The organism is Polyangium jinanense, assembly GCF_028435265.1.
Classification (GTDB): Bacteria; Myxococcota_A; Polyangia; order Polyangiales; family Polyangiaceae; genus Polyangium; species Polyangium jinanense.
Genome location: NZ_JAGTJK010000008.1, coordinates 322,435 through 342,774, shown reverse-complemented (window position 1 = coordinate 342,774; position 20,340 = coordinate 322,435). Strand labels below are relative to the sequence as shown.

Annotated in this window: 14 protein-coding genes; 6 read left to right on the top strand and 8 right to left on the bottom strand. The window is 70.0% G+C overall.

Annotated features, from left to right (window positions below; genetic code table 11):
* Positions 1-764 precede the first annotated feature (764 nt).
* The 7 genes from KEG38_RS19170 to KEG38_RS19140 all read right to left on the bottom strand — a co-directional run bounded on the left by KEG38_RS19170 (position 765) and on the right by KEG38_RS19140 (position 7,118).
* Complete coding sequence (locus KEG38_RS19170) at positions 765-1,427, bottom strand: roadblock/LC7 domain-containing protein (protein ID WP_272421156.1); 663 nt, start codon at positions 1,425-1,427, stop codon at positions 765-767.
* Positions 1,424-2,452, bottom strand: coding sequence for a peptidylprolyl isomerase (locus KEG38_RS19165; RefSeq protein ID WP_272421155.1), 1,029 nt, complete (start codon positions 2,450-2,452; stop codon positions 1,424-1,426). Before KEG38_RS19165 ends, KEG38_RS19170 begins: the two co-directional genes overlap by 4 nt.
* The gene (locus KEG38_RS19160) at positions 2,449-2,628 is read right to left on the bottom strand and encodes a hypothetical protein (RefSeq protein ID WP_272421154.1); all 180 of its coding nucleotides are present in this window, start codon (positions 2,626-2,628) and stop codon (positions 2,449-2,451) included. Before KEG38_RS19160 ends, KEG38_RS19165 begins: the two co-directional genes overlap by 4 nt.
* Before the next feature lie 129 nt (positions 2,629-2,757).
* Complete coding sequence (locus tag KEG38_RS19155; protein WP_272421153.1) at positions 2,758-3,576, bottom strand: hypothetical protein; 819 nt, start codon at positions 3,574-3,576, stop codon at positions 2,758-2,760.
* A gap of 6 nt (positions 3,577-3,582) precedes the next feature.
* Positions 3,583-4,446 (bottom strand): tRNA 2-thiocytidine(32) synthetase TtcA, encoded by an 864-nt coding sequence (gene ttcA / locus KEG38_RS19150; protein WP_272421152.1) that lies wholly within the window; start codon positions 4,444-4,446, stop codon positions 3,583-3,585.
* Positions 4,447-4,456: 10 nt separating this feature from the next.
* Positions 4,457-5,938 carry a leucyl aminopeptidase gene (locus KEG38_RS19145; RefSeq protein WP_272421151.1) on the bottom strand — a complete coding sequence of 494 codons (1,482 nt, stop codon included), beginning with the start codon at positions 5,936-5,938 and terminating at the stop codon, positions 4,457-4,459.
* A gap of 244 nt (positions 5,939-6,182) precedes the next feature.
* The gene (locus KEG38_RS19140) at positions 6,183-7,118 is read right to left on the bottom strand and encodes a class I fructose-bisphosphate aldolase (RefSeq protein ID WP_272421150.1); all 936 of its coding nucleotides are present in this window, start codon (positions 7,116-7,118) and stop codon (positions 6,183-6,185) included.
* A gap of 151 nt (positions 7,119-7,269) precedes the next feature.
* On the opposite strand from KEG38_RS19140, the gene fbp reads away from it, so the two are divergent.
* On the top strand, positions 7,270-8,328 hold the full coding sequence (fbp, locus tag KEG38_RS19135) for a class 1 fructose-bisphosphatase (protein ID WP_272421149.1): 1,059 nt from the start codon (positions 7,270-7,272) through the stop codon (positions 8,326-8,328).
* A 13-nt stretch (positions 8,329-8,341) separates the two neighbouring features.
* Positions 8,342-11,869, top strand: a complete 3,528-nt coding sequence (locus tag KEG38_RS19130; protein ID WP_272421148.1) for a caspase family protein — start codon at positions 8,342-8,344, stop codon at positions 11,867-11,869.
* Positions 11,870-11,886: 17 nt separating this feature from the next.
* Here KEG38_RS19130 and KEG38_RS55560 read toward each other — a convergent pair whose 3' ends face one another.
* On the bottom strand, positions 11,887-16,254 hold the full coding sequence (locus KEG38_RS55560) for a DEAD/DEAH box helicase (RefSeq protein ID WP_272421147.1): 4,368 nt from the start codon (positions 16,252-16,254) through the stop codon (positions 11,887-11,889).
* Between the two features lie 154 nt (positions 16,255-16,408).
* On the opposite strand from KEG38_RS55560, the gene KEG38_RS19120 reads away from it, so the two are divergent.
* The 4 genes from KEG38_RS19120 to KEG38_RS19105 are packed head-to-tail and all read left to right on the top strand — an operon-like array spanning position 16,409 to position 20,330.
* Entirely contained in the window at positions 16,409-17,473 is a 1,065-nt protein-coding gene (locus KEG38_RS19120; protein ID WP_272421146.1) for a DUF4349 domain-containing protein, read from the top strand.
* Between the two features lie 18 nt (positions 17,474-17,491).
* On the top strand, positions 17,492-17,959 hold the full coding sequence (locus tag KEG38_RS19115) for a serine/threonine protein kinase (protein ID WP_272421145.1): 468 nt from the start codon (positions 17,492-17,494) through the stop codon (positions 17,957-17,959).
* A gap of 35 nt (positions 17,960-17,994) precedes the next feature.
* On the top strand, positions 17,995-18,753 hold the full coding sequence (locus KEG38_RS19110; RefSeq protein WP_272421144.1) for a CDP-alcohol phosphatidyltransferase family protein: 759 nt from the start codon (positions 17,995-17,997) through the stop codon (positions 18,751-18,753).
* A 53-nt stretch (positions 18,754-18,806) separates the two neighbouring features.
* Complete coding sequence (locus tag KEG38_RS19105) at positions 18,807-20,330, top strand: sensor histidine kinase (RefSeq protein WP_272421143.1); 1,524 nt, start codon at positions 18,807-18,809, stop codon at positions 20,328-20,330.
* The last annotated feature ends 10 nt before the right edge of the window (positions 20,331-20,340 follow it).

Genomic DNA, 20,340 nt, shown 5'->3' with positions numbered 1-20,340 from the left:
ACGTCACCACACGTTATTGCGTGTTGCGTACAATCCAGTTTTCAAGGACCGAGCCGAAGGCTTCCGGCAGACATTCCTGCCATTCCTTCGTTCTGTCATCTCGCCGTCCGCCCGGGCCGCTTTCGCGAAACCGTTTGTCTCGGCGAGGTCGGTTGATTTAGTTGCCTCTCGGCGCCCTGTCAACCATTCATTTTCGAATCGGTCGTTTTCTTTTTCGACCGTCTCTCCCTTCGCTCGGAGCTGCTCACCGCGGCTTCCTTCGCGTCGGGGCGGCGGATTCTACTCATCGAGCTCCGCCTGTCAACCGCCTTTTCGCTTTTTTTCGTCCCGTTTCTTCTGCTTTTCCTCTCCCTCTTGCGAGGTCGAGGGAGCGAGGTAGACCTCACTCTATAGAGCTGAAGAACCGGAGCGATAGCTCTCGGCGGCCCCTCCGCGGCGGCTCGCGCCGTCGCATCGAGGGGGGCGGACTTTACTCATCGAGTTCCGCCTGTCAACTGCCTCGTCACCTTTTTTTCGTCCCGCCTCTTCCGCTTTTCCCCGCCTCTCGCGGGGCGAAGGAGAGAGCCAAACTCACTCCTTCTTGCTGAAGAACCGGGGCGATGGCCCTCGGCAGCCCCTCCGCGGCAGCAGCGCCGTCGCGTTGGGAGGGCGGACTCTACTCACCCCTCCCCTCCTGTCAACAACCCGCATGCATTTTTTCCGTCCGTCTTGTCCGGCCGCGGGTTTCTCCGCAAAAACGCCGGCCCAGACGAACGAACACGCGTCTAGATGAGCTCCTCGACGTGCTCGTCCGCAAACCAGCGGTCCCGGCACTCGCGCACGAGGAGCATCTCCGCGCCGCTCGGCAAGCGCACGCGAAAGCCCTTCTCTCGCCCGCGAAGTCCCACCATCGCCCCCATCACCTCGATCGGCTGCCAGCCGCCCGCCGCCCGGAGCCGCCGCGGGCGCGAGTGATCCGGCGGGGCCGTCTCCACGTCGACGCGGAACCACTTCGTGCTGCCCTGCGGCCGCGCCCAGCCCGCCTCTGCATAGATCTGCGCCTCGATCTCCTCGAGCGTGCGCTCGGAAGCCGCAAACGCCGCGAGCGGATGAAACACGACGACGAGGGCATACCCATCCGGGAGCTGCCGGACGATGTACCCACGGCCGCGCGCGCGAACCGTGATCTTCTTCGGCGACGCGAAGTTCGGCGTCTCGCGCAACTCGCCGAGCACGATCTGCCAGTGCGCCGCAGCTACTTTGAGGTCGAACGGATCGAGGATGCCGAAGTAGTCGACGGTCTCCCCTTCCGCGTCGACGAGCGCCGTGCCCTTCGCGCCAGGCAAGGCCCGCACGAGGCGCTCGAGGATCTTCGTGAAGGTCGACGCCTCCTGATCACGCGGCGGAGGCGCAGGACGAGGACGGCGGGATCGCGTGCGTTCGCTCATCGCTCGATCGGGACCAGGGCGAGGAGCGACTCCGCGCTCCGCTCGACGAGGACATCACGCCGGAGCCCTTCGAGGAGCTTCGACCGCGCCGCACTCGCGCGGCCCCACACGACCTCGTCACGCACGAGCCTCCGGCGCTCCTCCAAGGAAACGATCAACGCCGGCGTGCGCTCGAGCAAGACGAGCACGTGCACGCCATACGACGTGGGAACGAGGGGGCTCGTGTCGCCACGCGCCCCGAGCTCACTCGCCGCACGCGCAAACGATTCCACCAGCGTCCCGCCTTCGGGGCGGATCAAGCGGCCGTCCGCCGTGACCGGCGCGAGCGCCTCCACGACGATCTCGAAGCCGTCCTTGTCGACGCCGTCGACCGCGCTTCGGAACGAGGCGACGACCGGATCGTTCACCTCCTCGAACGGGCGCTTCGGCTGCGGGCGCGCGGTCGTGCGCGCCGACGCCGCGACCGGCAGCACCGCCTCGCGGATCGCACGCGCCACGGCCTCGGCGCGGTTCTTCGTCGCGGCATCCGCGTTCTCGGCGAACCGCACGACCGCATGCACCGTGCGAAACCCCTCCGGACGATCGAGCTCGAGCCACCGGCGCGCCATCACCCGCTCGAGCTCCCCGTCCGTCACCGGCCCCTTTCGATCCGCCTCCGCGAGGAGCTGATGCAAGAGCCGACGCGCGAGCGCCGCGCTCACACGGCCCTCGAGCTCAGGGGCGTTCGACGCACTGCGCGACCGAGCCTCGCTCGCGAAGAGCGCGTCGCGAATCGCAAGATCCCGCGCCGCCGTGACATCGATGCTCTGCGCCGCAGCGATGCGCGCCACCGTGCCTTCGTTCACCTCTTCCTGCCCGACCCGCGCGACGGTCCCCGCAGCGAGGGGGCCTCGCTCGGGCGGCGGTCCCGAAGGTCCGCCGGAGCCACCACACCCGGCCGCGGCTGCCACGAGTGATACGAGCGACACGAGCCGCGGCGCGGAAATCTCGAACCCGTCGCGCAGCACGCCCGCGCACACGCTCATCCACCCCCCCGCGGGCGCAAGAGCTCCGTCGACGCTCGCAAGGAGAGGCCACCGATCACGAGGAGGTAGACCGCCTTGAAGTCGTCGCGCTGGCCGAGCGCATGAACGCCGAATCCAAAGGCGGTAGCCGCTGCGAAGAGCAGAAGCACCGCGAAGGCGTCGATCGCGCGAGACACGATGGGAGCATACCTCGCCGCGCCCGGCCTGTGGGGCAGGACCGGCCCGGAAACGTTCTCGAACACGGGCGAATGCCGCCGAGAATGCCCCGCGGGCCCACCGAACGCCTGGATTCGTCCGCCAGGCGACTACCGGCGCATCACGACGACGGCGACCCCCGCCACCACGAAGACGACGAGCATGAGGAGCGCTTTCCCGGCCGCAGCCGTCATGCGGCGCGAGGACCTCGACGAACGTTTGCCACGATCGACGGCCACCGTCGCCGCAACGGCGCTGATGGCGACCGCACAAGCAACCGCGACGGCCTGCGCCGCGAGCGCGCGATCTCCATCACGCACGTGCCACGCGAGGACGAGGTAAATGAGGCCCGCGAGGATGCCGATGGTTGCGACGGGAATCGCGCCACCCGGCAACGTCGAGCGCGCTTGCAGGAGCGGCGCGTCGGGATCCCGCGGGGACTCGGGCTTCGACGGGCCCGTCTCCCAGCGCTCGCGCCACGAGAGCGCGAACGCGCCCCACGCGATCGCGCCGACCGACGCGCGCAAAGGATCGAGGCGCGCGGGCGCGAGCGCAGGTGATCCGAGGAGCCACGCGCCCGTCGTGAGCGTGAGGAACGCAGTGATGCCGATGTGACGCGCGAGGGCCGGGCGGCTGCTCCGAAAGAGCGGACCCGCGAGGCCAGCAAGGAGGCCGACGACCGCGACGAATGCAGCAGGGCGCGCGGCGGAGCGCGAGAGCGCGGCGGGCGCGACGGTGGTCGCCCAGGCGACGAAGGTGGCGAGTAGCGTTTGTCCGGGGGAGTCCCCGGCGCGAATCTCGGCGACGAGGCGGGCGACGGGCCCCTCGGCCTGAGGCGCGAGGGCGCGGGCCGGGGCGGCCTTCAGCGGCTCCGCGAGGGCCCCTTCGCGGTCGGTCTCGCTCGATCGCTGGTCCCGATCATCCGCCATGCGTGCTCACACGATACTCCGATCGGAGAGCCTCGAAAGCGGAACGAAGTTACCAGCGTCGTCGTCGTCCCCCGCGAGCGCGGCCGAGGCCTCGCTGCCCGTGTCTTCCCGCGCGACTTCGAGGCCGAGCTTCTGCCAGAGGCCCGCATCGAAGAGGTGGCTCGGCCGCACGTTGCCGAGCGCCGCGAGCATGTTCCGGCGCGCGCCGGGGCAACGCGCGTCGAGGTCGGCGAGCAAGCGGCTGATCGCCTTGCGCTGGAGGTTCTCCTGCGAGCCGCAGAGGTCGCACGGCAGGATCGGGAACTTCTCTTCGGCCGCGAACGCCGCGAGGTCGTCCTCGGCGCAGTAGATGAGCGGACGGATGACCACGTTCTTGCCGTCGTCCGCGACGAGCTTCGGCGGCATGGCCTTGAGCTGACCGGCGAAGACGAGGTTCAGCATCAAGGTGGTGATCGCGTCGTCGCGGTGGTGGCCGAGCGCGATCTTCGTGCAGCCCATCTCCTGCGCGATGCGATAGAGGATGCCGCGGCGCAGGCGCGAGCAGAGCGAGCAGTACGTCTTTCCCTCGGGGATCTTGTCCGTGACGATCGAGTACGTGTCCTCGTTGATCATCACGAACTCGTGCCCACGCGAGGCCATGTAGTCGCGCAGGAGGTGCCCCGGATAGCCCGGGTGCCCCTGGTCGATGTTCACCGCGACGACGCTGAAACGCACGGGGGCTCGGCGCGCGAGATCCACGAGCAGGTCGTGCATCGCGTAGCTGTCCTTGCCGCCCGAGACCGCGCAGAGGACGCGGTCGCCGTCGGAGAGCATCTTGAAATCGGCGATCGCGCGGGACATCGCCCGCGCGAGCTTGCGGCGTAGGTTCACAGCGAGGGTTTCAGGAGAGCTCTTCGATGAGCCGGAGGAACGTGAGGACCCCGTGGCCCGTACCGCCCTTGGGGTAGATGCCGTAGGGCTTGTTCGCAAGCGAGGGGCCGGCGATGTCCACGTGGATCCACGGGCGATCGCCCACGAACTCGCGCAGGAAGAGCGCGGCCGTGATCGAGCCACCCCAGCGATCCGCGGTGTGCTTGATGTCCGCCCAGTCGCTCTTCAGCCCCTCGCGCAGCTCCTCCACGAGCGGGAGCTGCCACGTCGACTCGCCCGCCGTCTTCGCCGCCTTGCGGAACTGATCGGCGAGCTCCTCGCGGTTCGCGAAGAAGCCGGAGACCGTGGGGCCGAGCGCGACGACGCACGCGCCGGTAAGCGTGGCGTTGTCGAGGATGAGGTCGGGCTCGAGCGCGCGGGCGTACGCGAGGCAGTCCGCGAGGACGAGGCGGCCCTCGGCGTCCGTGTTGATGATCTCGACGGTCTTCCCATCGAGCGAGCCGAAGACGTCGCCCGGACGGTAGGCGTTGCCATCGGGCATGTTCTCGGCGCAGCCGATGATGCCGTGCACCTCGACATTCGGCTTCGTGGCGGCGACGGCGGCCATGAGCGCGATCACGTTGGCCGCGCCGCCCATGTCGCCCTTCATCTCTTCCATGCCCTGCGCGGGCTTGATGCAGAGGCCGCCGCTGTCGAACGTGAGGCCCTTGCCGACGAAGACGAGCTTCTTCTTCGCGGGCTTCGCCGGCTTGTACGTGAGGTGCACGAGGCGCGGATCCCGCGCGCTGCCCTGGCCGACGGCCAGGATGAGCTTCATGCCGCGCTTCGTGAGCTGGGCCTTGTCGAAGATCTTGCACTCGAGGCCGTTCGCCTTGGCGACCTCCTCGGCCGCCTTCGCGAGCTTCTCCGGGTAGAGCTCGTTCGGAGGCGTATTGATGAGGTCGCGCGCGATGCACACGGACTCGCCGACCTTCTGGCCGAGCGCCGCGCCGTCACGATCGGCCTTGCTCACGCGGCCCGTCGTCGTGAGCGTGACGCGCCCGAGGTTCGTCTTCGGGATGCGATCGCCCGTCAGGAAGCTCGTGAAACGGTAGGCGCCGAGCACCGCGCCCTCGGCCGCGGCGCGCGCGGCGTGCGCGACGCCCTCGGGCAGCGCGATCGTGAGCGACTCGGCCTTGCCGCCGAGCGCGAGCCGCGCGCCCTTCGCCGCGAGGAGCCGGACCTCGACGTCGGTGATGTTCGCCTTGCCCAGACCCATCAGGAGAACGCGGTGCGCGGGGAGCGCGCCGTTCGTCTGCAAATCGAGCGTCTGGTCCTTTTTCCCCGTGAAATCCTCGCGTTTGACGAGGCGGGAGACGACCGGACCGAGCGCCTCCTCGAGCTGCGCGAGGATGCCCTCCTTCGTCGTGGCCCCCTCGGGCACGCCGATGACGGCGACGTCGGCGTCGATCCGAAGCGGGTCCTGGGAAACGACGGAAAGCTTGATGGACATGCGTTCTCCTGGACGATTGCGTGCGAGACCCCTCGGGGTCGGGGCGCGCATCTAATCACGAGACGCAGGCAACGTCGACCGGTCGTCTCGTGGGTTTCACGGGGATGGACGGCGCGCGCCACTCCTTCGACGCTTGGGGCTGCGCTCGGACAAGCCGAGCTACGCCCCAAACCCCATGTGACGCGCGCCGCATCGGGGTGCGTCGCCGCGCTGCGGCAAGGCCGGCGTGAAGACGCGTGCGCGCTCAGCGGCCTGCGGCGGACGCTTCTTTGTAGATGCGGATCACGTTCGTGAGCAGCTCGGCGCCCTCGGCGCGAGGCCGCTGGAACGCGTTGCGCCCCATGATCGAGCCGAACGAGCCGCCCGCCGCAAGCTCACGTACCTCGGCGAGCACGGCGTCGACGCCCTTGGCCTCGCCGCCCGAGAAGATGACGACGCGTCGGCCATTGAACGTCGACTGAATGACGTGGCGGATCCGTTCAGAGAGCGTCGCGATCGGGATGTTGTACTTCTCGTACATCTTGCGCGCCTCTTCCTGCTCGATGTGCGCCGTCGGAGGTTTGACCTTCACGATGTGCGCGCCGAGCTCGGCCGCGATGTGCGAGGCGTAGGCGATGACGTCGATGGCCGTCTCGCCGGTCTTCGACAGCGCGCCGCGCGCGTACGACCAGACGATGACGACGAGGCCCTTGCGCTTGGCCTCGAGCGTGATCTCCCGGAGATCCTCGTACATCTGGTTGCGAGCGCCGGAGCCCGGATAGATCGTGTAGCCGATGCCGACGCAGCCGAGGCGGAGCGCGTCCTCGACCGAGCCCGTGACGGCCGAGATCGGGTGCTCCGGTTTGCCGAGCGAGTCGCTGTTGTTGAGCTTGAGGATGAGCGGGATCTGGCCCGCGAACTTGGCGGCGCCCGCCTCGAGAAAGCCAAGCGGCGCGGCGTACGCGTTGCATCCCGTGTCGATGGCGAGCTGGTAGTGGTAGTCCGGATCGTTCGCCTCGGGGTTCGGCGCGAACGACCGCACGGGGCCGTGCTCGAAGCCCTGATCCACGGGCAGAATGACGAGCTTGCCCGTACCCGCGAGCGCGCCGTGGTTCAGGAGGCGCACGAGGTTCGTCTGGGTACCGGGATTGTCCGAGGAGTACCAAGAGAGGATCTGCTTGACGCGATCGGTGAGAGCCATGGTCGTCTCCGGTGGGTTTCGCCCGGCGCGCGGGCACGGTTCGGCAGGCTAGGCCGCGAGCGGCCCTTCCGCAACGAACACCGATGCTCCGGAATCGGACGACGTCGGGTGGGGGGCCGTGGTAGACGGCAGGCCCCAGAGGGGAAACACGATGACCACGAGTTCGGACAAGCGGCTAGAGAGCTGGGCCCCGCCGCCCGAAGGGCCTTCGCGCGTCGGCATCACGCTGGAAACGTTCATCCTCGAAGGACAGCTCGGCTTCCCGGCGGCGACCGGGACGTTCACGTCGCTCCTCAACCAGATCGGCCTCGCCGCGAAGCTCGTCACCTCGAAGGTGCGTCGCGCCGGCCTCGCGCGGCTGCTCGGGTACACGGGCCAGACGAACGTTCAGGGCGAGCTCGTGCAGAAGCTCGACGAGGAGGCGAACGAGACGCTCCTCAGCGTGCTCGGGCGCCGCAGGCATTGCGCCGCGGTCGCCAGCGAGGAGCTCGACTCGATCCGGATCACCTCGACCGATCGACGGGCGAAGTACCTCGTCGTCTTCGACCCGCTCGACGGCTCGTCGAACATCGACGTGAACATCTCCATCGGCACGATTTTCGGCGTGCTGCGCAAGGAGACCGACGGCGAGGGCGCGACGGAGCAGGATTTTTTGCGACCCGGGCGCGAGCTCGTGGCCGCCGGGTACATCCTCTACGGCTCGTCGACGATGCTCGTGATCACGACGGGGCACGGCGGCGTGCACGGGTTCACGTACGATCCGACGGTCGGTGAGTTTTTTCTCTCGCACGAGAACATTCGCGTGCCGGAGCGGGCCTCGCTCTACTCGATCAACGAGGGCAACAGCGCGTACTGGACCGATGAGGTGCGCCGCTGGAACGCGTGGCTCAAGGAAGAGGACAAGGCGACGGAGAGGCCGTACGGCGCGCGCTACGTCGGCTCGCTCGTGGCCGACGCGCATCGGACGCTGATGAAGGGCGGCATCTTCGCCTACCCGGCCGATCGCAAGAGCAAGCAGGGCAAGCTGCGGCTGCTCTACGAAGCGAACCCGTTCGCGTTCGTGTTCGAGGCGGCCGGCGGCAAGGCGTCGACGGGGACCTCGCGCATCCTCGACATCACGCCGACCGAGCTGCACCAGCGCGTGCCGCTCGTTCTCGGCTCGCCGCGGGACGTGGACATCTTCGAGTCGTTCGCGCGCGGCGACCGGTAGTACCCTCGGGCCTGTGGCCCGGCCCTCGATTCGAAACGCCTTCCGCGCGCTCGCCGCGTCCCTCGTCGTCGCTGCCGGCTGCAACACGACCGTGCAGCCCGTGCACCAGGCTCGACCTCCGGCAGAGCCCGGGCAGACGAAGGGGGCGCCTCGGATCGCGGAGGCGCAGGCGGATCCCGATGCACCGCTGCCCACGTGCCCGGAGCCCGCGCCTCCGGCCGACCGCGCGCCGAGCAAGCCGACGTTCCTCCTGCAGAATGGTCACGAGCGGCCGATCCAGCGGATCGCGGTGAGCACTGACGGCAGCAAGCTCGCGTCGGGCGCGCAGGATGGGACCGTGCGCGTGTGGGATCTGCGCACAGGCCTGCTCCTCACGAGGTTCGTGACGGCCGGATACTTCGTGCAGGACCTGTCGATCAGCGCGGATGGCAAGCGCCTCGCGTACTACGCGCCGGACGGGACGCCCGAGGGGCTCATGGTGCAGGTGGTCGACCTCGACAAGCTGAAGAGCCCGCGCACCACGGTTCCGCTCCACGGGGCCTTCCAGCTCTCGCCGGACGGCACGTGGCTCGCGATGGCCACGGACAAACTCACGCTCTTCGACGCGAAGACGGGCCGTCCGAAGAAGGAGATCGCCGTCGGCGCGAAGACCCCGAGCGCGCTCGCGCTCACGCACGACGCCGAGGGCCGGCGCGTCGCAGCGGCCTACCCCGGAGAGCTCGTCGTCGTCGACGTCACGACCGACTCGGTCACGCATCGCTTCCCGCTGGCGAGCGGGCTCGCGGATACGCCGATGCGCGTCACGCTCACGCCCGAGGTCGTCGTCCTGGTGAGCGCAGGCGGAACGATCACGTTGTTCCCGCTCGCGAAGGGCGGCGCGCCGCGCGTCCTTCCAGGTCGATACAAAGACGCGTCCGCGGCGAGCGGGCGGCTCTGGGCCCTGGATCTCATGACCGGGCGCGCTTCGGCGTTCACCCTCCCCGACGGGCAGGCCGTCTCGCTCTCCACGCCCGATCCGCCACAGGGAGATCTCGTCGCCGCGAGCCGCGACGGCTCGACGCTCGTGATGGCGCGGAGCCACCTCGGCGTGGGCACGAGCATCGAGGTGCGCGACGTGCAGACGATGCGCGCAGTGCGCACGATCGAGGGGCTGCCTCGATCCATCGAGTCGGTCGCCGCGCGGCCCGACGGGAGCGAGCTCGCAACGGGCGCATTCAACGGCGATCTCACGCGCTGGGATCTACGGACCGGCAAGCCCAGGCCCGGCATCGCCGAGAGCGAGCGGGAGCAGGGGCGGGTCATCGCGCTGTCGTACGCGCCGAACGGCGAGCAGCTCGCATCGACGACGGGCGGGTTCGAGGTACGCGTGCGCGAGACCGCGCGGGGACAAACGCTGCGCCGCTGGAGCTTGCGGTCCGGAGCGTTCGTGCGCTTCACGGAGTTCTTGCCGACGGGCGAGGAGCTGCTCACCGTGCATGTGCAGACGGATCGGAAGATCGTGAGCAAGAAGGGCCCGGGCGGAGCGCCGGTGATCGAGGAGAAACACGACGTGGCGGTGGAGCGGTGGGATCTCCGCGGGCCGCTGCCGCCGCTTCCGAAGTCTCCCTTCGGCGAGATCGCGCGGCCCCAGGGGCGCGTCGTCGCCAAGCTCGCGTCGGACCCGAGGTTCTTCGCTCTCTCGACGGACGGCCTGCACCTCGTCGTGGCCGGCGGCGACACGCTCGCGTCCCTGCGCACGGATACGGGGAAGCTCAACTGGACCCTCAAGCTTCAGACGATCCCACTCGGCATCGCGAAGCGGCCGGATGGCGGGATGGATGTCGATCGCTCCCACGCCGCTTTTTCGCCTGACGGAAAGACGGTCGTCGTGTCGACGCGGCGGCTGGAGACGAACAAGGGAGGCGTGCAGCACTTCGTGTCCGTGCTGATGGAGATCGACGCCGGCACGGGCCGCGTGCGGAACGTGCACAAGCCGGAGACGGACGGGCCCGTGCGATGGCACAAGGGCGCGATCGTCGTGGGTGGGCTCAGGCCCGTCCTGCTCGACGCGTCGAGCTTCGCCGTGCGCGCGCGCCTCGCGGTCGCGGACAACGAGATCTCCGCGATCACCGTGGCTCCGAAGCGAGACCTCTTCCTCCTCAGCGGCAACGGGGGCGCGACCTCCCTCGTTTCGGAGCGCGGCGACGTCGTCATGACGCTCGTCTCCACGCCGAACGGGGAGTGGGTGTCGGCGACGCCGTCCGGCGCCTATCGATCGAGCATCGATGGCGCGCGAAGCGTCGCGTGGATGTTCTCGGATCCCCTGGAGGGCTTCTCGTTCGAGCGCTTCGCTACCCGGTTCGAGCGGCCGGATCTCGTGGAGCGGAGCCTCGGCGGTGAGGAGACACCGGCGCCGGCCTCGCTCGCGCGGCCGCCGAGGTTGCGCGTCGAGGCGAAGGCCCCGCGAGGGATGATCGAGACGACGGACAACCGACTCACGCTCGACGTGGTCGCGACGAGCCCCTCGCGTGTCGATCGCGTGCGCGTCTTCGTCGACGGCAAACCCGCGGTCGATCGACTCGTGTGCGCCACGGAGGGGCGCGTCTCGCTCGACGTGCCGCTCCACGCGGGCAGGAACCGACTGAGCCTCGTCGCGTACGACGCCGCCGGCTACGCGAGCAACCCCGAGCAGCTCGATGTCGTGTCGACGTCCCCTCTCGCCGAGAAGCCGAGCCTGCACGTGCTCTCCATCGGCGTGAGCCGATATCCCAACATGCCACCCGAGCAGCAGCTCGATTTCGCAGACGACGACGCACGCTCGGTTGCCTCGTCGCTCGCGCGCTTCGCGGGGCCGAACCGCCCGTTCGGCCGCATCGTGGCGACGACGCTGCTCGACGACGAGGTGACGGTGGGACGCGTGGACGAGGCACTCGCGGGGCTCGCGGGCATGCGCCCGGACGACCTCGCCGTCGTGTTTTTCGCGGGCCACGGGGCGCGGCTCGACGAATCGAAGATGCTCTTCCTGACGAGCCAAGCGGCGTTCACCCGCGAGGCCGCGACCCAGCACGGGATCGGGTGGGACCGCATCGAGAAGGCGCTGCGCGGAGCGCGCGGGCGCGTGCTCATGATGCTCGACGCCTGCCACGCGGGGTATGTGTCGACGGAGGTCGTCGCGCCGAACGAGTCGCTCGCGCGGGAGCTCGCCGCGGGAGATCGCGCGGGCGTCCTCGTGTTCTCGGCAGCGCGTGGATCGCAGTTCAGTTACGAGGTGCCGCCGGACGGGGCGAGCGGGGCGAGCCGCGGGCTCGAGCTCGCATGGGAGGGCAAGCAGCCGCCGAAGCAGAAGGATCTCAAGGGCGGACACGGACTCTTCACGAGCGCGCTGCTCGAAGCGCTCGACGGCGAGGCGCCCGATCGAGATCGCAGCGGCGCCATCGAGGTGAACGAGCTCGTCGACTACGTGACCGAGCGGGTGCGCGCGGCCTCGAACGGCAAGCAGACGCCGTGGGTCGCGCGGCGCGAGATGTTCGGGGAGTTCATGGTGGCGCCGGCGGCGCGGTAGTCCGCCGGAAGGTTCGTTCAGCTTCGAACGACCTCACCCCCCTCCCCTCTCCGTCCCGGAGAGGGGTGTACGGCGCGTCTTCTCCCCTCTCCCGAAAGGGAGAGGGGTTGGGGGTGAGGGACTCGTTCGGCCTCGATGGGCTCTTCGATCGGCATGCCGTCCCGGTACGTGACGACGTGCGAAAGCGTCGAAGGCACGCGCTCGCCCGGAAGGATCGTCCCCACGAGGTTCAGCGGATCACACGCGGAGAGCCGCACGACCTCTCCACGCAGCGGCGCCTTGCGGATGGCCCGCAGCGATTCGAGGGCCTCCGGCAACGCGAACTGCTCTCCCACGAAGGACGCGACGAGCCGGCCGCCGCGGACCTCGCCCCGCATCTCCAGGCGGCGATAGACACGCACGAGGTCTCGCCATGCCGGGGCGCGCGACTCGCGGGTGACGAGCTCGCGGAAGACGATGCCCCAGCGCCGCAAGAGTTGCCGTGCGTGGGCCTCGATCGTCGCCGCCGGATCGGCGCCGTCCGCGGGAGGCGCGTCTCCGAGGACAGGCGCGCGGAAAAGCGCCCAGCGGCCCGCCGCGAGGACGGGCGCGCCGCGAGAATGCTTGGTGCTCGAACGAGCGCGGGCACGCGCCGACGGCCCGAGCAAACCGCGCAGCCCCGCGAACCCGTCCCCCGTGATCCGACCGGCGGAGACGAGCTCCCAGAGCGCCTCCTCGACCTCGGGCCGCGCGAGGCCCGTGGCCCGGACGATGTCCTCGAAGAACGACGCGCCCGCCGCGCCGAGCGTGGCGAGCACGCGGCGTGCGGGAAGCGAAAGGCCTTCGTCGCCGAGCGGCCCCTGCGCGGCGGCCTCGGACGGCTCCGCAAGCAGCCACGCGAGATCCCGCCGCAAGGCCAGCGTGATCGGCGCCGCACGCGTGGGCGCACCGCCGGCCGAGGCGCGTGGCGAGAGCCGCCCCCACGCGACTTCCCCGGACAGGCAAAGCAGATCGAGCCACGAGGGCTCGTAGGCCTCGACGCGCGCCGGGAGGATCTCGCTCTCCCACGCGCCCGCGGCGATCTCGAAGCCCTGGAGCTGCTCGACCACACGCGCGAGCCCCGCGGCGCCGTGCGCGCGTTGCCCGGGGATCACGCCCTGCCACGCGAGCAGGAAGCGCATGAGCTCGACGGGCGTCGCCGGCTCGATCGCGCGGCGCAGGCCGTCGACGGTGCGGCGATGGATGCGCGCGAGCAGGCGCCGATCACACCACTCGATCGCGCCGGGTTCGAGGTCCGGCGAGAACCTCCCGCGCAGGACCACGCCGTCCGCCTCCACACGCGCGAGGGCGATCTCGATGTCGGAGATCTCGATCGAGAGGCGCTCGGCGAGCATGGCCGCCTGGATCGGGCCGACGAGGGCGAGCCAGCCGCGTACGAGGCCCGCGATCGCGGTCTCGCGTTCCCCCTCCACAAGCTCTCCCGCGGAGACCTTCGCAGGCTGCGAAAGCGCCGGCGTGAACGCGCCCGCAGGCCAGATCGCAGCCGCCCGATCTCGCCGCTCGGCCGCGACCCACAACGCCCCCGTGATCCCCGGCCCCGAAAGCTTCGCCACGCGCCGCGCGCGCACGAGCACGTCGAGCAGCCGATCGTATCCGAGCGCGCTCGCGTCCTCCTCGGGCAACGCCGTGAGATCGAGCAAGAGATCGTGCAGCTCGTCCTCGTCGCGCACCACGGGCCGGGCCTCCGCGACGATCGCCTCGATCGCCTCGGGATCGAGCCCGCCGATCCGGTCCGCGATCTCCGCCGGCAAGCCGCGGCGCACGGCGACCGCGCGCGCCCGTCGCTCTTCGAGCGGCGCATCGTCGAGGAAGGCGTACGGATTCGCGTTCAGGATCTCGTGCGACAGCACGCTCGGCTCGGCCGTCTCGCGCGAGACGATCTGGATCTCGCCGCGCTTGATCCGTTCGAGCACCTCGGTGAGGCCCTGGGCGTCCATCACCTCCGTCAGGCAGTCGCGCATCGTCTCGCGCACGAGCGGGTGGTCCGGGATCTCGAGGATCGCCTCGCGCCCGTGGTTGTCCTGGCAGCCGAGCTGCGCCGGGAAGACGGCGGCGATGAGGTCGTCGCTCCGCATGCGCACGAGCGGCGCCGGCACCTTTCGTCCCCCGGAGAAACGCAGGATCTGGAGCGCGCGCGTCGCGTTCCACCGGAAGCGCGTGCCGAACATCGGCGCTTGCAGCGCGGCCTGTTCGAGCACGCCCACGACACCTTCGGGCCGGAGCATCTCGAAGATCACTTCCAGCGGGAAGCTGTGCTGCGCGCCGAGCGAGAGCAGCACACCGTCGTCGGTCGCCGCCGCCTGCAGCTCGAAGTCGAAGCTCCGGCAGAAGCGCTTGCGCAGCGCGAGGCCCCAGGCGCGGTTGATGCGTGCGCCGAAGGGCGCATGCAGGATGAGCTGCATGCCGCCCGCCTCGTCGAAGAACCGCTCAGCCACGACGACGTGTTGCGACGGCATCTCCCCGAGCGCGGATCGCGCGGCCGCCACGTACTCGCAGAGCAGCACCGCGCCTGCACGATCGAGCGCGCACGTCTCTTCGAGCCACTCCGCCGTCGGCCAGAGCCGCGCGGGCTCGGCCGGCTCGCGCCCGTCGAAGAGCCTCCGCGCGACCTCCTCGCGCAAGAGGCCCACCTCCGCGGAGAGCTCGCGCGTGCGCGCCGGCCCCTCGCCGAACCAGAACGGCACGGTCGGCGGCGCGCCCGGCGCGTCCTCGACCCACACCTTGCCCGCCTCGATGCGGCGGATCCGCCACGACGTGGATCCGAGGAGGAAGACGTCACCCGCCGACGAGTCGATCGCGAAGTCCTCGTCGACCGAGCCGACCTTCATCCCGTCCGCGAGCACGACGTCGTAGTTGCCGTTGTCCGGGATCGCCCCGCCCGACGTGAGCGCGGCGATCGACGCCCCGCGCCGCGCCTTGAGCCTTTGCCCCACGCCATCCCGGAAGAGCAGCGCGCCCGCGCGGCCGCGCCGCGCCGAGACGCCCTCGGCGAGCATCTGCACGACATCGTCGAACGCCGCGCGCGTGAGGTTCTCGTACGGAGCCGCCCGCCGCACGAGCTCGAAGAGCTCGTCCTCGCCCCGCTCCCCCGACGCGCACGCCGCCACGATTTGCTGCGCGAGCACGTCGAGCGGCGCGTCGCGCATCGCGATGCGATCGATCTCTCCGCGCCGCGCCGACCTGACGATCGCCGCGCACTCGACGAGCTGATCGCGCGTCAGCGGGAACATCCTCCCCTTCGGTGTCGCCGCGAGCGCGTGGCCCGAGCGGCCGATCCGCTGCAGCGCCGTGGCGATCGATCGCGGTGATCCCACGAGGCAAACGAGCTCCACGGCGCCCACGTCGATCCCGAGCTCGAGCGACGCCGTCGCCACCACGACCTTGAGCTCGCCGGCCTTGAGTCTGCGCTCCGCCGCGAGCCTCCGCGACCGCGAAAGGCTGCCGTGATGGGCGGCCACGGCTTCCTCGCCGAGCCGCTCGCCGAGGTGCAGCGCCACGCGCTCGACGAGCCGCCGCGTATTCACGAAGACGAGCGTCGACTTGTGCGCGCGGCACATGTCCGCCACGCGATCGTAAAGCTCTTCCCACTGCTCGATCGTGCAGACCGCCCCGAGCTCGTCGCGCGGCACCTCGATCGCGAGGTCGAGATCTCGGCGCACGCCCGCGTCGACGATCTCCGGCAGTGGCCTCCCCGCGCCGACGAGCATCCGCGCCGCGACCTCGATCGGCCGCATCGTCGCCGAGAGCCCCACGCGCTGCGGCCGCGGCTCCCCGCCGCTCGTCACGAGCTCTTCGAGCCGCTCGATCGAGAGCGCGAGGTGCGCGCCTCGCTTGTCGGAAGCGACCGCGTGGATCTCGTCCACGATCACGGTCCGCACGCCCCCGAGCGCGCGACGACCCGAAGCCGATCCGAGCAGGATGAAGAGCGACTCCGGCGTCGTGACCAGCACGTGCGGGGGCTTCTTGAAGAGCTTTCGCCGATCCTGCTCCGGCGTGTCGCCCGTGCGCACGGCGGTGCGGACGGAGGGGCGCGCGAGACCGAGCTCGCCCGCGAGCGCGGTGAGCTCCGCGATCGGCTCGTCGAGGTTCTTCTGCACGTCGTTCGACAGCGCCTTCAGCGGCGAGACGTAGACGACCTCGATGCGGTCCGGGAGCCGCCCCTCGTCGCTCGCGCGCACGAGGCGATCGAGGCACGCGAGGAACGCGGCGAGCGTCTTTCCCGAGCCGGTGGGGGCGGCGATGAGGCAGTTTTCACCTCGCTGGATCGTGGGCCAAGCGCGGGCCTGCACGGGCGTCGCGGCCCCGAAGCGGCGGGTGAACCAGGCGTCGACGAGGGGGTGGAACACGGCCTTACCGAAAGGCTACCGCGCCGCGCCCACCTTCGCACCGACGCGGCGACCGACCGAAGCCAGCCGTTCGCAACGGCCCTACGAGCAACTGCGAGGAGGTGTAAGCTCGAACCGGCACCTTCGTTTCTCGTCGGCTTCCGGGAGATCTCGCATGCCCTTCGTGTTCCGGACCCTCCGAGCGCGGCTCGCCGCGCTCACGTTGATCACCACGTCGCTCTTCGCGGTCGGATGTGGCTCCGCGCCCCCCGAGGCCGCCGCCTACCCCAGCGCGCCCGCGTATTACGGCGGCGGCGCCGCGCAGGCCGAAGCCGCGCCCGCGTCCGCCGGCGCCCCGATGCCGATGGACGCGCCCTCGCCCGCGCCGATGGCCGCCAGCGACAGCGAGCGTTATGAGAGCGAGGGCAGCTCCGACGACTCCGGCTTCTTCGGCGGCGGGTCCGACGAAGCCGCGAAGGCGACGGCGCTCGGCCCTCCGCCCGCACCGGCCCCCGTGGCGCCCGGCGCGCGCGCTCCGATGGCCGCGCCCGCGGCCGCGCCGAAGCAACCCACGCCGCCTCCCACGGGCGCGAAGCCCACGCCGACCGGCAAGAAGACCGAAGGCGCCTCCGAGCCGCAGCAGCCGCAGGAGAAGCCGGCCACGCCGCTGCTCATCTACACGGGCCGCGTCGGCATGGAGGTCGCGGAGCCGACGGTCGTCCCCGGGACGATCGACAAGATCATCGACATGGCCGAGTCGTTCGGCGGCTACCTCGCGTCGCGCTCGGACGCGGGTGTCGTGATCCGCGTGCCCTCGCGGCATTTCCGCGACGCGCTCACGGCGCTCGAGAAGCTCGGCGAGGTCAAGCGCCGCAGCGTGAGCGCGGAGGACGTGTCCGAGGAGTTCCACGATCTCGAGGTGCGTCTGCAAAACCTGAAGAGCGTGCAGAAGCGCCTGCAGGAGTTCTTGGCGAAGGCGGCGAACGTGAACGACGCGCTGCAGGTCGAGCGCGAGCTCGAGCGCGTCGGTCGCGAGATCGATCAGATCGAAGGCCGCATGCGTTTCCTCCGCGCTCGCGCGACCTTCTCCACGATCACCGTCGACGTCACGGCGAAGCCCAAGCAGCAGCAGGTCGTGGCGCAAGGCACGCCGCCGCCGCCCCCGCCGCCGCGCACGATCGACCTGCCCATCGACTGGCTCTCGAGGGTCGGCCTCGAGACGCTGATGACCCTTCGCTGAGGCAAGGAGGCAAGGACCATGAAACGCAACGTCTCGATGCTCCTCTTGTGCCTCGCCGCCTCCCTCCTCGGGATCGGCTGTGGCCCCGGCTTCAAGCTCAACACGCCCGACGGCTTCGTCGAGCTCGAAGACCAGGACGAGTACGCCTTCCGCGCGACCACGGCCCAAGGCGTCGTGATGAGCGTGCGCGTCGAGCCGAACCGGCCGAAGGGCAACCTCTCCTTCTGGACCGACGCGATCGACCTGAAGCTCCGCAACATCGGCTACACGGCGGAGGCCTCGCGCGAGGTCAAGACCAAGAGCGGCGCCGTGGGCAAGCAGCTCCGCTACACGCGCACGATCTACGACAGGCCCCACATCTTCTGGCTCACGGTCTTCGTCACCGACGCCGACGTGTTCGTCCTCGAGACGGGCGGCGACGCGCGCGAGTTCGACAAGGCGAAGGACGAGGTGGGCAAGGCGATCGAAGGATTCGTCCCGGGCTGAGCGCGAGGCCTGCGCTGCGCTAGTATCGGCCGGCCATGCCGGGCAGCCCCATCGAGGTCTACCGCCTCACCCGCAAGAAGCACGATCAGCTCTGGAACACCTACGTGATGCGACCGCTCGCGGCCGTGTTCGTCGCCGCGATCCATCGCACGCCCCTCACGCCGAACCAGATCACGATCCTGAGCCTCTGCATCGCGGTGACCGGCTCCGCGCTCTTCGTCGCGCTCCCGTCCTACCGCGGAGGCCTCTATGCCGTGCTCGTCCTCGAGCTCGCCTACCTCCTCGACTGCGCCGACGGCATGCTCGCGCGCTACAAGAAGCTCGCCTCCCCCACGGGCCACCTCTTCGACTTCTTCGTCGACGAGCTCAAGGCCGTCCTGCTCATCGCCGTGATCGGCGTCCACCTGCACAGGAAAGGTGGACTCGGGATCGATGGCTCCGCGTGGCCCGCGGGGGGCCCAGGGTTTCTGTACGCGGCGGTGGCCGGCGCGGTGATCGTGGCCTCGGGCATCTCACTCACGAACTTCGTCCGCAGGCCCGAGCTCACGGGCAAGGACACGCCGACCGAGGCGCACTACGAGACCGTGGGCGAGAAGAAGCCGCAGTCGATCGTGGGTCGCGTCGCGTCCCTCGTGATGACGTTCCTGCGCTTCCTCAACCACTACCCGAGCCACATCTGGATCTTCGCGCTCGCGGATCGGCTCGATCTGTTCTTCTGGATGTACCTCGCGCTGAACGCCCTCTACCTCGTCCGCGGCTGGCTCGGGCTCTTGGTCCGGTTCGGACGCACGTAGCCAAGGGGCTTCTTTTCGCCTCGCCTCTCGCGCATTATGTGCTTTCGGGGGAGATGACGTTTACCGAGAGCTCGAGCCGGGCCACCACGCCGTGCCTGCGTTCGGTCGACGTGCTCGCAAGCATGCTCGACCGGCATGGCGCGATCGCGTGGTTCGTCGACGGCAGGACACACGAGATCGTCTGGACGAGCGGGCAAGCGTCGACGCTCTTCGGCCTCCGGCCCGGCTTCTTCCCGTTCCTCGCGCCTCCGGGGGACGAGGTCCTGCGCGCCTCGCTCAGCGCGCTGATGCAGGGCGCGGGTCCGTGGACGGGTGACGCCTGGGCCGTGACCACGAACGGCAGCCGCACCTTCGTGCGGATCGCCGCGAGCCTGATCGCCGAGGATCGGTGCGCGGCGCCCTACTTGCTCGTGACGATGACCGACATCTCCGACCTCGCCGAGGCGCGCGAGGCGCTCTACGTCCTCAGCGACGTCGACAGCATCGTGTGGGAGCTCGATCTCGCCACGATGCGCTTCACGTTCGTGAGCCGCCAGGCCGAGCGCATCCTTGGCTACCCGATCGAGGCGTGGCTCACGGACCGGGAGTTCTGGCACCGGCACATGCACCCGGAGGATCGGACGTGGGCGCCGGCGTACTGCGAGAACGAGACGAAGCGCCTCAGCGCGCACGAGTTCGTCTACCGGATGATCGCGGCGGATGGCCGGACGGTGTGGCTGCGCGACATCGTGACGGTCGTGGTCGAGGGGAACGTGCCGCGGCGCCTGCGGGGCGTGATGGTCGACGTCACCGAGAGCAAGGAGGCGGAGATCGAACGTGATCGGCTTCTCACCGAGGAGAAGGCCACGCGCGCCGCGCTGGAGCACGCGCGTGAGCGCGCGGAGGAGGCGCTCCGCCGGAGGGACGAGTTCCTCTCCGCCGCCTCGCACGAGCTGCGCACGCCGCTGACGCCGCTCGCGCTGCAGATCCAGAGCCTCCTGCGCGACGTCGAGCGCGGCGAGCTCCGCCTCGGCGCGGCGCAACGCAGAAAGCTCGACATCGCGGACCGGCAGATCGAGCGCCTCTCATCGCTCGTCACGACGATGCTCGGCGTCTCGCGCGCGCTCGGCGAGAACCTCGGGCTCGCGCGGGAGCCGTGTGATCTGCGGGAGATGATCCGCGAGGTGCTCGAGGAGCTCGACGGCGAGCGGACGCGGAGCGGCGCGAGCATCACGCTGCTCTCGGACGCGCCTGCGATCGGGGTCTGGGATCGCAACGCGCTCCAGCTCGTCATCGGCCACCTCGTCCGCAACGCGATCAAGTTCGGGATGGGAAAGCCGATCACGTTGAGCCTCACGACGGCGGATGGCGTGGCGAAGCTCCAGGTCTGCGACGACGGCATGGGCATCGCGCCCGAGGATCACGCGCGCATCTTCGAACCCTACGAGCGCACCGACGCGGCCAAGGTCTACGGGGGCCTCGGCCTCGGCCTTCACACGGCGCGCCGCATCGTGGAGGCGCACGGCGGTCGCATCGAGCTCCGCAGCGCCAAAGGTCAGGGCGCCGAGTTCACCGTGACGCTGCCGATGGTGCGGTGACGAGGGTCCG

Bases quoted from the DNA above. Each gene is read 5' to 3' on its own strand.
- KEG38_RS19170 (WP_272421156.1), bottom strand. From the start codon at position 1,427: ATGAGCGAACGCACGCGATCCCGCCGTCCTCGTCCTGCGCCTCCGCCG.
- KEG38_RS19165 (WP_272421155.1), bottom strand. From the start codon at position 2,452: ATGAGCGTGTGCGCGGGCGTGCTGCGCGACGGGTTCGAGATTTCCGCG.
- KEG38_RS19155 (WP_272421153.1), bottom strand. From the start codon at position 3,576: ATGGCGGATGATCGGGACCAGCGATCGAGCGAGACCGACCGCGAAGGG.
- KEG38_RS19145 (WP_272421151.1), bottom strand. From the start codon at position 5,938: ATGTCCATCAAGCTTTCCGTCGTTTCCCAGGACCCGCTTCGGATCGAC.
- KEG38_RS19140 (WP_272421150.1), bottom strand. From the start codon at position 7,118: ATGGCTCTCACCGATCGCGTCAAGCAGATCCTCTCTTGGTACTCCTCG.
- fbp (WP_272421149.1), top strand. From the start codon at position 7,270: ATGACCACGAGTTCGGACAAGCGGCTAGAGAGCTGGGCCCCGCCGCCC.
- KEG38_RS19120 (WP_272421146.1), top strand. From the start codon at position 16,409: ATGCCCTTCGTGTTCCGGACCCTCCGAGCGCGGCTCGCCGCGCTCACG.
- KEG38_RS19115 (WP_272421145.1), top strand. From the start codon at position 17,492: ATGAAACGCAACGTCTCGATGCTCCTCTTGTGCCTCGCCGCCTCCCTC.
- KEG38_RS19110 (WP_272421144.1), top strand. From the start codon at position 17,995: ATGCCGGGCAGCCCCATCGAGGTCTACCGCCTCACCCGCAAGAAGCAC.
- KEG38_RS19105 (WP_272421143.1), top strand. From the start codon at position 18,807: ATGACGTTTACCGAGAGCTCGAGCCGGGCCACCACGCCGTGCCTGCGT.